The sequence below is a fragment of the Paenibacillus xanthanilyticus genome (assembly GCF_042682185.1).
In the GTDB taxonomy this organism is placed as follows: domain Bacteria; phylum Bacillota; class Bacilli; order Paenibacillales; family Paenibacillaceae; genus Paenibacillus_Z; species Paenibacillus_Z xanthanilyticus.
The window spans coordinates 199,357-211,744 of record NZ_JBHUHA010000002.1; the positions used below are offsets into that span (position 1 = coordinate 199,357).

Sequence of the window (12,388 nt, forward strand, 5' to 3'; positions counted from 1 at the left end):
CAGGCTGACGGAAAAGTAAAAAAGCATGCGCTACGATCCGAACGCATGCTTGTCCGTTATTTCCGTTTTCGGCTATTCTTGATCAGCGTCATTCTTCTAGAATGGCGCAGCCACGAATAATAGGATTTGAGATCCCGCAGTTCGATCGTCTCGGACATCCGTCCAAGGAATGTCACGACGATCATTTTATGCAGCGGGTTGCCGGCAATGTCCGTCTCTTTCTCCAACGTGGTGAATTCCGCGACGAATACCAGGTCATCATCGATCAAATATACATCCTGCTCGTTTCGGTAATACGGCTCAATTCTACCTTGTTTCAGGCACTGCCACAGAAAGCCGGCAATGTCCTCGAATCCCGTCTTCTCGCTCTCAACACGGTCGGCCCAACGGCTCTTGGCATGGTTCGTGATGACAATATCTGCAACTTTCTTGTCGCCGAGAACGACGTGAAAAGGTTCGTACGTGCTCCATCTTTCCGTCATCTTATCTTTCATCGCGATCCACCCCTCCTTAAGAAGCAGGCCTTATTATCTATATTTATACACGTTTTCATTTTATCATGCCTGTCCAAGATTTCAACTCAAAAATAAAGTTAAACCAATATTGTAATAATATGGATTGGAGAGAAAAAATAGACTTCCGCGTCCCAAAAAGGCAGCGGAAGTCTATTAATAAGAGCCGCTATCGAGCTTACAGGCTGTAGAACCGGGTTTTGTCCGGCACGCCTTGCGTATATTCGGTCTTAATTTCGTTTCGGTACGAACGTTCAATCCTTCTGACGAAGGAAAGGCGCTGCATGTTGCGGACGGTTTCATCCGCGCGGTCGGCGTTCATGTACATGACCACGTAATGCATCTTGCGGGACATATAATGGACGCTACCGTATTTCTCGAGCGTACGGGCAGCTTTCAAATCGCTAACCCATACGATATAACCGACTCGCTCTGAAAACTGCATTCTCTTCCCTCCATGTTCCCCGCGTTAACCGCAGCCTCCCGAGCCGCAGCTGCACGAACCGCCGCTGCCGCAGCCGCCGCCAGCCTTCTCGTTGCCCGGAACCTTGATCGTCTCCGAGATCGAGCCGGCCAATTGGGTGGCCACCTCGTGAAGCAGCTCGTCCAACGCCTTCTCGGCTACCTTGAACCGGCTCACGCTCGGTATCGCGTCCAGCTCTTGCTGAATCGACTTCACCTTGTCTTTGGCGGCGTGATAATCCGGATGAAACCGCCCGAATCGCTCGGTTTCTTCGAAGGCCTCCTTCGCTTTGGCGAAACGCTTCGTTTCGCGCTGGATCTGCTCGTCTTGCTCGACCAGCGTTTTCCAATATAGATATTCGGCCATCTCGGCCGATTGGTTAATCATATCGCCAAGCTCGTAAGCATCCAACATCATGCGACCCATGTCGTACGTCTGAACGCGGTGATCGGCGTCGTAGAATGGCTCGCTCCATGCCAGCTGCGTGTGCTCATTCGTTGACATTGCTTGCATTTCCCGCCCACTCCCTTCCTCGTTGCTGCCGGTCTCGGAACGGACCGGAACAACCGAACGTTATCGCAGGTTTACAATACGATAAACTTCTTTCATCATACCATACGACCGATCAAGAGAGGAAGCACTCCCGGCCTCAATATTTGGTAAACTCCGGGATTACGAGCATCATTTCGTCCCACATATGGGGCGCAAGCTGCGTCCGTTCCACTTGGCCGTCCACGCTGAGATCGCCGGCGACGCGCCACCCCTCGTCGTCTTCTAAGAGCTTGTCCGGAATGAATGGCACGGCTTTCCCTCTTATATTAAGCTTAACCGCCGTACGCCAACTTAAAGCGCGTTCCACCAGTTCCCTGCGCGTCGAAGGATGATATTCCCTCATCTGATTTCGCCAAGTGACCGGCACCCCGTCGATTCCCTGGAATAGCGCCACGGGATCGGAAGGCCGCAGCTCCGTCATCTCCTTCATATCATGGGGAAGCAAGACTGGCCTGTCAGCGGATGCAGCCGGCGCCGGATAGACCGCATGTTCGCTCGGAAGGGGATCCGAGAGCAGCGAATCGAACGAACGTGACTTTGCCGTTTCGCGCACTTCGCCCGCAGCTTCGCTGACCCAGCCCTCGATGGCCATAACGAGCGCAAGCGGCGCTCCTTCGCCGCTGATTTGGGTTAGGAATGCGAAAATCCGCTCTCCCGATATGCCCGATTCCACCGCCTTTCGGATCGGTTCTGCCTCAAGCCGATAGATGCCGACGACATCCGACGAGACGCGCCTGGCAATCAATTCCAAGCCGAACGCCGCGGACAGCGGGCCTTCACGCGGGACGAACACGTCCCCGTCCGGGGCAATTTGAGCACGCGGCATATCCATCGTATCGCCTGCATGATCACTTCCATCCACGCTCCATCTGTAGACCGTTCGACTGCCAGCGATTTCGGCCTCCTCCATCCACCCAAAGCTTGTCATCAAGCGGCACCAGTCGACTACCGCTTTCGCGAACGGTCCGTCGGATTCCGTACCGGTAGTCGGTGAACACCATTGATAAGCGGGCCAACCGGAGACGAAAGCAGCCGCATTGGCAAGCGCAGGTTCGGCGGCCGCATACTCTTCCGCCCATAAAGACACTAGGGCGTGCTCGCGTTGCGCTTGCGTCCGGTGCATCCATGAAAGAAGTCGGTTCATCTCCAATCGGCATTCTCGGCCTTCAACCGCGAGCCACCCTTCGTGTAAAGCAATATCGAGGAACAACGCGAAAGGGAGCGGGCATCCCGATTCGCGGGCGGTCAACTTAAGCGCTGCAAGCTCGTTCTCCTTCATCGCCAAAGCCCGGACGACCTTCTCGATCGTGCGTTTCGGCCAGCTGCCTTTGGACGTCAGCGTTAGCCCGCCATTCACAAGCTCCGCCAAGCCGTGCATGAGCCTCTCACCGAACGGCAGATGCGTTTCCTCATCAGAGCCGTGCAGGCTGTAAAGCACCATGTTCTCGTCAATGACAGTCGGATGCAGCATTGGATTCGCCATTCGCCAGCAGCGTTTGAATTGTCCCCGCGGGACCATGTACGCCTTGTCCCCCCAGCCCTTGCGGTAGCTCTTCACGAGTCCGGCCATCTCCAGTTCGATTAGGCCTAGCCGGTATTCCGCCCCCGAGCAGCCCGGTTGGACGTGGCGAAGCAGCTGTTCGTCCCGGAACGGCAGCATGCCGAAATGCTTTATAACGGATTGCAGCGTCTGTCTTCCGTTCGGACTCAACCGTTCGATCCTCTCCTCAGTTTCGTCCACTTTCATTTCGCTTCCACTCCTTCAAGCTCGCCCTCGGCCGTCTCCAAGCGCGAATGCCCCCACTTCGACACCTCGTAATGGTATCCTTGCTCCAATAGGAACAGCTGCCGCCTTCGCGCGAATTGGGTTTCCTTCGTACCATCGGACACTAGCGTATAGAACCAAGCGGCGTTCTCGCCCTGCTTCGGCCGCAAAATACGTCCGATTCGCTGCGCTTCTTCTTGTCTGGATCCATAACTGCCCGACACTTGAATGGCTACCGCGGCATCCGGAAGATCCACCGCGAAATTGGCGACCTTGGAGACGACGAGCACCGGAATATCCCCCGCTTTGAAGCCGGCATACAGCCGTTCGCGTTCGGCATGCGGCAGTTCGCCGCTCAATACGGGCGCGTTCAACTTCTCGCCGATCTCGTGCAACTGGCGTAAGTATTGCCCGATCACCAGTGTGGGCTTGCCCCGGTGGCGCTCCAGCAGGCTTGATACGGCTTCCGTCTTTGCCCGATTTTCCGCCGCGATTCGAAGCTTCTCCACGCCGGCCGCCGCCTCATAGGTAGACCGCTCGGCATCGGGAAGCGGGAGCCGGATTTCCGAACAGGTAACCTCCGCGATCCATTTCTGCTCCTCGAGCGATTTCCACGGCATGTCGTACCGCTTCGGACCAATCAGCGAGAACACGTCGGTCTCCCTGCCATCCTCCCGGACGAGCGTCGCGGTAAGCCCCAGCCTTCGCGTCGCTTGGAGGTCTGCCGTCATGCGGAATACGGGAGCGGGGAGCAAGTGCACCTCGTCGTAGATAATCAGTCCCCAGTTCCGCTCGTTAAATAGACGCATGTGCTCGAACTCGTCCGTCTTCTGTTTGCGATGCGTCAAAATTTGGTACGTGGCGATCGTGACCGGCTTCACTTCTTTCGCCTTGCCCGCGTATTCGCCGATGTGTTCTTCTCCGAGCGTTGTCTTGTCCAGCAGCTCCTGCCGCCATTGCTTGACCGATGTGACGTTGGAGGTCAGGATGAGCGTATCGCAGTGCAGCCGGCTCAGCGCCCCGATACCGATCAACGTCTTGCCAGCTCCGCACGGCAGCACCAGAACGCCGCTCCCGCCGTCCATCCGCTCTTCGCAATAGAACATGTCCACCGCCCGCTTCTGGTAGCCCCGCAGTTCGAACGGCTTGCCTCCGCGCGTCATCTCCCTCATCTGCACGTTTAAGGATTCGCCGTGCCGATAGCCAGCCAGATCGATGACGGGATAACCGATTCTTGTTAGCTCCTGCTTCAGCGCGCCGCGCATTTCCGGGTTCGATATTCGCTCGCCTTCGCCGGATTCACTTAGCATCCCCGCCAGAAAGGGCATCGCCATTAGCTGCTCCAGCAGCTTCTCTTCCCCGCGCAGACGCAGCATACCGTCTTCGCTGCGCATAAGTTTCAGTTGGCCGTACCGCCCCATCAACGTGCGGATATGCGACGCTACTTTTGGCGGAAGCTCGTAACAGTTATAACAACCAAGCTCGCCGATGACCTCATCCGCCGACATGCCGGCTACCGCCGCGTTCCAGAGGGACAAGGGCGTAATTCGGTAGGTATGAACGTGGCCTGGTCTTTTGGTCAGATCCGCAAACCGGGATAACGATTGGCGGGCAGCTTCGGCGTCAGGGTGCCGCTCGTCCAGCAGAACCGTCGAATCCGATTGCACGATGAACGGCCGATCTTCGCGCTTCAGCACGTGAAATCCACTCCTTAATAGGCACATTCGCTTCTTCTTTTCTAGTCAGTATGAAATGAACCGTCCGGTTTTATTCCCTTTTTATGCTGCAAGCAAACGAAAGACGCAAAAACGCATGCCGTCGCGGCATGCGTTTAGGTAATGCGTATGTTCGATTCACTTGGAATCGTTACCGGGTGTACGATGGTTCGCGGTGCTGGTGTTCCGAAATGCTGCTCAGCGCCTCGCCCGCTTCGTTCACGAAGATCTCGCGAACCGCCAGATCGCCGATCGACACGATGCCAAGCAGATTCCCGTTCTCGACGACGGGCAGTCTGCGGATTTGGCTGGAGGCCATGATCTTGGCCGCTTCATCCACCGAAATGTCGGGTTGAATGGTACGAATGTCAGTCGTGATGACTTCGGAAACGGCACCCGATCCGGAATGTTTGGCCGCATACCCGCGAATGACCAGGTCACGGTCGGTTACGACCCCGATCAGCTTCTCGCCTTCGACGATCGGTACGAAGCCGATATCGTGGTTTTTCATAAGCGAGGCCAATTCAAAAATATTGTCTTTGGTCGTCGCGGTCACGACGTCTTTGGACATAATCTCCCGTACTTTCTTCATTGTGAATCGTCCCCCTCGTCAACAGGTGGCATGCTTCTGCCCCGAACGTTAGCTTAAGCCGTGCGGGCCTTCGCCATGCATGGATGAGGGATGGGAGTTTTTAAGCTGACGCTGAGCCTGCGCAGTCTTCCGCCATCGCGATCAGTAATCGCGCAGAGACGAGCATCGCCCGTTCGTCCACATTAAATTTCGGATGGTGGTGGGGGAAGACGGCACCCGCCTCTTCATTGCCGGCGCCGACGAACATGAAGCAGCCTTTCGTTTCTTTCACGTAATACGCGAAATCTTCGCCGGCCATAATTAAGGAAGACTCCCGAACGGCCTCGTCGCCGAATTGCACGGCGGCGACGCGGAAGAACCTCCGCGTCTCTGCCTCGTCGTTCACGACCGGGGGATAGCCCATCCGGTAATCCGTCTCCGACTTCGCGCCATACAACTCGGCGGTCCGCGCCACCACGTCCTCCAGTCGCCGGCGGATGCTTAGACGCGCCTCCTCCGTAAAGCTTCGGACCGTCCCTTTCAGATGGCATCGCTCCGCAATGACGTTCGCGGTCGTGCCGGCATGAATGGAACCGACGGTTACGACGGCCGGCTCAAGCGGATTAACGTTGCGGCTGACGATGGACTGCAGCGCTTGAACAAGCGCCGATCCGACGACCACCGTGTCGATCGTCTCGTGCGGAAGCCCGCCGTGACCTCCGCGTCCGATCAGCTCGATATCGAATTCGTCCGCGGACGCCATGAACGGACCGCTGCGGGTGGCGACGGTTCCATAAGGAAACGGGGTCCAGAGGTGCACGCCGTAGATCGCGTCCACGCCATCCAACGCTCCATCCCGAATCATATCCAACGCGCCGCCGGGCGTCACTTCCTCCGCGGGTTGGAACAACAGTCTCCGCTCGCCCTCGAAATCGCCTTCCAACGACGCGTAATAGGAAGCTATACCTAACATTGTCGCCGTGTGCGCGTCATGACCACAAGCGTGCATAATACCCGGCACAGTCGACGCATACTCGCATGTTTTCTCATCTTGTATCGGCAGGGCGTCGATATCTGCCCGAAGCGCGATTACCGGCCCTTGCCGCTTGCCGCGAAGCACGGCTACGACGCCGTGACCGCCGACACCTTCCTTATATTCGCAACCGATTGCGCGCAGCTGCTCCGCGATCCATGCCGATGTCCGGCTCTCCTGAAAGGAAAGCTCGGGATGGCGATGTAAATAACGGCGCCACGCAACAATACGAGGATAGATGGTTTGCAGATATTCCTCCACGGGATTATTTTCGCTCATGCCTACAAACCTCCTTGCCTTGTCTTTCGTTTGTCCTCTATTGTACCAGATGCCTATTCCCTCCCGAAAGTTGTTTTCAGGCGATCCGGTTCCATTTTTCGTAAAACTGTCACTTTTGCCCTATTTTGCGCGCTGGCGCGAGGCTTGCACTAGAAAAGGAAACATACTATCATGGATAAAGAAACCTGCCCTGAAGCCGGAAAACGCTTCCCAGCGATCTTGGCTTAACTTTAAGGAGGATCATCCATGATTATCGAGAATACAGGACTTAACGGCCTGACTAGCGACCTTGCTCACCTTGATGAATCCGCGGAGAAAGTCGGGTTTGTCCGTTGGCAATGGGAATATTATCGCGCTACATACGATTTGAAGTTGGAAGACCGCGCCAACCGCGCCGAGTATTACCTGCGAATCAGCACGCGCGCCATCGAAGGCAAGCTGGAATCGCCGCACGCGGTACTTCAACTGGAATCCGTCTACATCGGACGAGCTACTTTCCCGCACGGCCTGGAATACGAATCTCCGGTGCCTCAACAGATTCTTAACGCGGCTACACAGCGTTTGCAAGAACTGAAGAAGCTCCTTGCCTAGTCGCGAGACAACGTTATGAAGACAAAAACGAACGGCCTGCGCGGCAGGCCGGATTTTTTGCTTCTCGTCCTCATCTTTCTGCTCGTCGGGTTTGGGCTGGTTATGGTATTCAGCGCAAGCTCGAACATGGCCATCATCGACTCGGATTATAATAATGACCCCTTCTATTTCGTAAAGATGCAGTTCTTATGGGCTGTTCTCGGCACGTTCATGATGCTGTTCATCATGAATATCCCCTATATCGCCTTTAAGAAAGGCTTCCTGCTTTATTTCATTCCGGCGTTCATCATGTTGATTTTGGTCGCGATTCCCGGCATCGGCGAAGTACGCAATGGCGCGCGAAGCTGGTTCGGTATCGGCGGACTCGGGGTGCAGCCGACGGAATTTATCAAGCTGGGGCTTATTTTATATTTGGGTGCGCTTATCGCCAAGAAGGGCGAGAAGATTCGGGATCTTAAAAAGGGACTCTTCCCTATTTTCGTGATCGTCGGCGCGATCTGCGGCTTAATTATGCTTCAGCCCGACTTGGGCGGTTGTATCGTAATTGCGAGCACCTCGCTGCTGATCATCGTCGCCGGCGGTGCTAACCTGCGACAGCTTCTATTCGCCTTGTTGATTATTTCGCTGTTCGTCACGGTCGTCGTCACGATCTCGATGATGAGCAACCCCGATGGATGGCAATATCGAATCGACCGTTTTACCGCGTTTCTCGATCCGACGTCGGACGAGCAGTATACGACCTTTCACCTCTCGCGTTCCCTGCAAGCATTGGGACATGGAGGGTTAACGGGAACCGGATTCGGCCATAGCGTGCAAAAACTCACGTATTTGCCGTATGCCTACAGCGATTTCATTTTCTCCATTATCGCGGAAGAGTTCGGCTTTATCGGCAGCACGCTTTTTCTTCTCGTCTACCTGCTCTTCATTTGGCGCGGTCTCATCATAGCGGTACGCTGCCAAGATTCCTACGGCACGATCGTCGGTGTTGGCATCGTCAGTTTGATCGCGATACAGGCCATCGTCAATATCGGCGGCGTTACCGGGGCGATGCCGCTTACCGGCGTCACGCTGCCTTTCATTAGTCATGGGGGGTCCTCTCTCCTTGTGACGTTGATCTCAATGGGCGTACTGCTGAGCATTTCACGGGACCATAACAAGCCGGATCGGCAGACGACGCGCACAACCAAATCCACGCGTGCGACAGATACCCCAACACAACGAAAAAACCTCCGTCCTTTATAGGATCGGAGGTTTTTTGCGCATACGTTTATTTCACCCGGTTCAATTCGTCGAGCTCGTCGTCTTTGAACGCGACGCCCTCGACTTTCACGTTCACTTCCACGACATTCAATCCGGTCATGTTCTCCACCGCTTCGCGAACGTTGTCTTGCAATACGCGGCACACTTCATGAATCGGAATGCCGTATTGCACAATAATACGCAGATCAATTGCCGCTTCCAACTGGCCGACTTCCACGGAGACGCCCTTCTGCACGTTCTTCCCGCTTATCCGTTTGGCAAGCCCTTCGGAGATCCCGCCCGACATAGCGGCGATCCCCGGTGTTTCCAGCGCTGCAAGTCCCGCGATGGTGGCGACTACGTCATCTGAAATACGAATAATGCCCGTCTGAAGATCCTCTGTCATGCCACACACTCCTCTTTCGCCTTATGTTACCATTGTAATGGAATAAGGGAGCCTTAAGCAAGCGGCGCGCGGCGGAAATGGAAGAGTTTACATGCAAATCGATTTTGGTTATAGTTTAAAAAGGTTTCCCTAAAACTGGAACGGGAGGTTCGACTGTGAACCAAAAATTGTTTTTCACGGCGTTGATTGTCCTGTTCGTCCTTAGCGGTGTGAGTCATTACGGGCATTGGGGTACGATCCCCGAATTTATTTTATCCGCGCTTGCCATCTTGTTCGTAGCCGGCTTCCTCGGCAAGGCAACCGAGAGCGTTGCCCATTATGCGGGCCAGCGGCTGGGTGGATTCTTGAATGCCACGTTCGGCAATGCGGCCGAACTGATTATCGCGATTTTCCTTGTTCGCGCAGGCGAATTCGAGATGGTGAAAGCCAGTATCACCGGCTCGATTATCGGCAACCTGCTGCTCGTGTTGGGACTTAGCGTCCTGCTTGGCGGACTGAAGTACAAGGAACAAACATTTAACGTCCAACTAGCCGGTCACAATTCGTCGCTCATGATTTTGGCGGTCATCGCCCTGTTCATTCCGGCGATCTTTGTATCCGCCGAGCATTTCTCGATCGATCAAGATCGAACGCTCAGCATATCCATTGCGGCCATTCTGATTATTGCGTACATTCTGTGGCTCATCTTCTCGATGATTACGCACAAATCCATTTTGGCGGATGAGGAAGTCACGACCCCTGATCATGGCGAAGAACCGGCTTGGTCCAAAACCATGTCGATCGTCTTCCTCGTCGTGGCAACCGTTATGACCGCGCTCGTCAGCGAATGGCTCGTGCATACCCTGGATTCGTTCAGCGAACGCTTCAGTCTCTCCGCTATCTTCGTCGGCGCCTTCCTCATTGCAATCGTCGGCAATGCGGCCGAACACAGCGCTGCCATTCTGCTTGCGATGAAGAACAAAATCGGCGCAGCCGTCGAAATCGCCGTGGGCAGCAGTTTGCAGATTGCGTTGTTCGTGGCCCCCGTGCTTGTCTTCGTCAGCATGCTGTTCGGAGAGACGATGGACCTCGTCTTCACGACGATCGAGCTGGCCGCCATCGGCGTCGCCGTGTTCATCGCGACCTCGATTTCGAGGGACGGAAGGACGAATTGGTACGAAGGTGCGCTATTGCTGTGCGTATACGTTATCCTTGGCTTTGCCTTCTACTTGGTATAGCTAATGTCATGTAAAGCCGTTCCAATCTGGAACGGCTTTCATTGCGTGAACATATTAAAAAAGGCAGTCCTTGCGCGAAGAGTACTGCAGTCTAAGAACTCGCAGTACTCTTCTCGTCAAGAACTACCCTTTATTGTTCAGCGCCTCGTACAGCACCGCCAAATTCCGCTCGAGCTTGCTGATAATTTCTTTCCCTTCCGTTTCCCCGACTAAACCGGCGCGAACCGCAAAATCGACTTCCCGCGAAAACCCATACATTTGGGTGTCCAATACTTCCTCGTACAACGGACATTTGCGCGTTGCCAAGTTTTCCATTTGGACTTCAATCAGTTTTTCGATTTTATAGGCATCTTCCTGAAGGAGATTGAGCGCTTTTTGGTTCAAATGGATAATTACCTCAGATGAAGACATCGTACTCCCCCTTGTGCATGTATTGCTCGCCGTCTTCTATATCTTTTATATTAAACAAAAAGTACCTTTTGCACAAGGACAAAACAAACAAAGCGCCCGGCATTGGTTATGCCGAGCGCCGCAATCAGGCGTGATTATTCCGAGACGACCTTCACGTTCAGGTTATGCTTCGCGAACACTTCGGCCATTGCGGCTTTCGCTTCATCTGCGTCCGGACCGTGAACATGAAGTTCATATGCATGGTTGCCAACCAAAGTCGTGAACAAACCGAGGATGCTCTTCACATCGATATACTTATTCTCGGCTTGGAGTACGATGGATGACCGGAATTTATTAGCCGTTTGGGAAATGTCTACGATCGCTGCATTGTTGGACATGCGAATCCCTCCATGATTAGATACTAAAATACAAACGCTTTCTTTCACTATACCCTTATTCTGGATTCCGTTCAAGAGGGCCTTGCAATTACTTCAAATTTTCCGGATTCAGCCCTTCGAGCTCCGGAATGACGAAGATCCCGTCCTTGCGGATGAGGCGATCATCGAAATAGACCTCGCCGCCGCCGTATTCCGGCCGTTGGATCAGCACCAGGTCCCAATGGACGGCCGAACGGTTGCCGTTATCTGTCTCGTCGTACGCTTGGCCTGGCGTAAAATGCAGGCTGCCGGCGATTTTTTCGTCGAACAGAATATCTTTCATCGGGTGCAAGATATACGGATTAAATCCGAGGCTGAATTCGCCGATATAGCGGGCCCCCTCGTCGGTATCGAGAATTTCGTTCAGCTTAGCCGTATCGTTCGCCGTCGCCTTTACGATTTTTCCGTTCTCGAAGGTAAACGAGACGTTCTCGAACGTGACGCCGGAATAAACCGACGGCGCGTTGTATGTAATGGTTCCCTGCACGCTGTCTCTAACCGGGCAGCTGAATACTTCGCCATCCGGAATATTCCGGTGTCCGGAGCATTTCTTGGCACCGATGCCTTTGATCGAGAAGGCTAGATCGGTACCCGGCGCGACGATGCGAACCTTATCGGTCTTGGACATCAATTCCGCAAGCGGGTTCATGGCTTTGTCCATTTTGGCGTAATCCAGGTTGCATACGTCGAAATAGAAATCCTCGAACGCTTCGGTGCTCATATTCGCGAGCTGCGCCATCGACGCATTCGGGTAACGGAGCACGACCCACTTCGTATGTTTCACGCGCTGCTCCGAGTGTATCGGGTGACGATACAGCTTCTCATACAGCAGCATATTCTCGCCCGGCACGTCAGAGAGCTCGTTGGCATTATCGCCCGAACGGATCGCGATATACGCTTGCATGTTTTCCATCCGCTTCAGGTCGAAGGAAGCCCATAATTCGATTTGCTCTTTCGTCGCGTGCTTCAGCAGCGTGCGAAGTACGGAACGATCGCTCGTCTCCACGAATGGCCGGCCGCCTCGCTTCGCAACTTCTTCGATTAGCAATTTCGCGAGCTCGCGCTCCGAGCCAATCATATCAATCAATACATTGTCTCCCGGCTGTACGTCGATGGAATACCCGGCCAGGTTCGATGCGAGTACCTGTAAACGGCTGTCGCGCATAGAAGTCCACTTCCTTATCCAGCATTTTAACCTCTATATCCTATCACGTTTGG

14 protein-coding genes are annotated in these 12,388 nt (G+C 54.4%); 3 read left to right on the forward strand and 11 right to left on the reverse strand.

Going from position 1 to position 12,388, the window contains the following annotated elements:
* Window positions 1-56 precede the first annotated feature (56 nt).
* The 7 genes from ACFSKT_RS17925 to ACFSKT_RS17955 form a co-directional block, all read right to left on the reverse strand.
* Window positions 57-494, reverse strand: coding sequence for a hypothetical protein (locus ACFSKT_RS17925; RefSeq protein WP_148931278.1), 438 nt, complete (start codon window positions 492-494; stop codon window positions 57-59).
* 196 nt (window positions 495-690) lie between these two features.
* Window positions 691-957, reverse strand: coding sequence for a YlbG family protein (locus tag ACFSKT_RS17930; protein ID WP_148931279.1), 267 nt, complete (start codon window positions 955-957; stop codon window positions 691-693).
* A gap of 24 nt (window positions 958-981) precedes the next feature.
* Entirely contained in the window at window positions 982-1,479 is a 498-nt protein-coding gene (locus ACFSKT_RS17935; protein WP_377719623.1) for a YlbF/YmcA family competence regulator, read from the reverse strand.
* 145 nt (window positions 1,480-1,624) lie between these two features.
* A complete protein-coding gene (locus ACFSKT_RS17940) occupies window positions 1,625-3,274 on the reverse strand; it encodes a hypothetical protein (RefSeq protein ID WP_377719622.1) in 1,650 nt (549 codons plus the stop codon).
* Window positions 3,271-5,016: a DNA repair helicase XPB gene (locus ACFSKT_RS17945; protein WP_465263325.1), complete on the reverse strand. Its 1,746-nt coding sequence runs from the start codon at window positions 5,014-5,016 to the stop codon at window positions 3,271-3,273. The genes ACFSKT_RS17940 and ACFSKT_RS17945 overlap by 4 nt, the downstream gene beginning before the upstream one ends.
* Window positions 5,017-5,158: 142 nt before the next feature.
* Window positions 5,159-5,599, reverse strand: a complete 441-nt coding sequence (locus ACFSKT_RS17950; RefSeq protein WP_377719620.1) for a CBS domain-containing protein — start codon at window positions 5,597-5,599, stop codon at window positions 5,159-5,161.
* Window positions 5,600-5,699: 100 nt separating this feature from the next.
* Complete coding sequence (locus ACFSKT_RS17955) at window positions 5,700-6,890, reverse strand: M20 metallopeptidase family protein (RefSeq protein WP_377719619.1); 1,191 nt, start codon at window positions 6,888-6,890, stop codon at window positions 5,700-5,702.
* A 246-nt stretch (window positions 6,891-7,136) separates the two neighbouring features.
* On the opposite strand from ACFSKT_RS17955, the gene ACFSKT_RS17960 reads away from it, so the two are divergent.
* Entirely contained in the window at window positions 7,137-7,481 is a 345-nt protein-coding gene (locus tag ACFSKT_RS17960) for a YugN family protein (RefSeq protein ID WP_377719618.1), read from the forward strand.
* A 15-nt stretch (window positions 7,482-7,496) separates the two neighbouring features.
* A complete protein-coding gene (ftsW, locus tag ACFSKT_RS17965; RefSeq protein ID WP_377719617.1) occupies window positions 7,497-8,723 on the forward strand; it encodes a putative lipid II flippase FtsW in 1,227 nt (408 codons plus the stop codon).
* 25 nt (window positions 8,724-8,748) lie between these two features.
* Here ftsW and ACFSKT_RS17970 read toward each other — a convergent pair whose 3' ends face one another.
* Window positions 8,749-9,126 carry an Asp23/Gls24 family envelope stress response protein gene (locus ACFSKT_RS17970; RefSeq protein WP_377719616.1) on the reverse strand — a complete coding sequence of 126 codons (378 nt, stop codon included), beginning with the start codon at window positions 9,124-9,126 and terminating at the stop codon, window positions 8,749-8,751.
* A gap of 155 nt (window positions 9,127-9,281) precedes the next feature.
* Between ACFSKT_RS17970 and cax the strand changes: the two genes are divergently transcribed.
* Complete coding sequence (gene cax / locus ACFSKT_RS17975; protein ID WP_377719615.1) at window positions 9,282-10,343, forward strand: calcium/proton exchanger; 1,062 nt, start codon at window positions 9,282-9,284, stop codon at window positions 10,341-10,343.
* 123 nt (window positions 10,344-10,466) lie between these two features.
* Here cax and ACFSKT_RS17980 read toward each other — a convergent pair whose 3' ends face one another.
* From ACFSKT_RS17980 to ACFSKT_RS17990, 3 genes are all read right to left on the reverse strand, one after another.
* On the reverse strand, window positions 10,467-10,754 hold the full coding sequence (locus ACFSKT_RS17980) for an Fpa/YlaN family protein (RefSeq protein WP_377719614.1): 288 nt from the start codon (window positions 10,752-10,754) through the stop codon (window positions 10,467-10,469).
* Between the two features lie 134 nt (window positions 10,755-10,888).
* A complete protein-coding gene (locus ACFSKT_RS17985) occupies window positions 10,889-11,131 on the reverse strand; it encodes an HPr family phosphocarrier protein (RefSeq protein ID WP_377719613.1) in 243 nt (80 codons plus the stop codon).
* A gap of 88 nt (window positions 11,132-11,219) precedes the next feature.
* Window positions 11,220-12,335, reverse strand: a complete 1,116-nt coding sequence (locus ACFSKT_RS17990) for an aminopeptidase (protein WP_377719612.1) — start codon at window positions 12,333-12,335, stop codon at window positions 11,220-11,222.
* Between the last annotated feature and the right edge of the window lie 53 nt (window positions 12,336-12,388).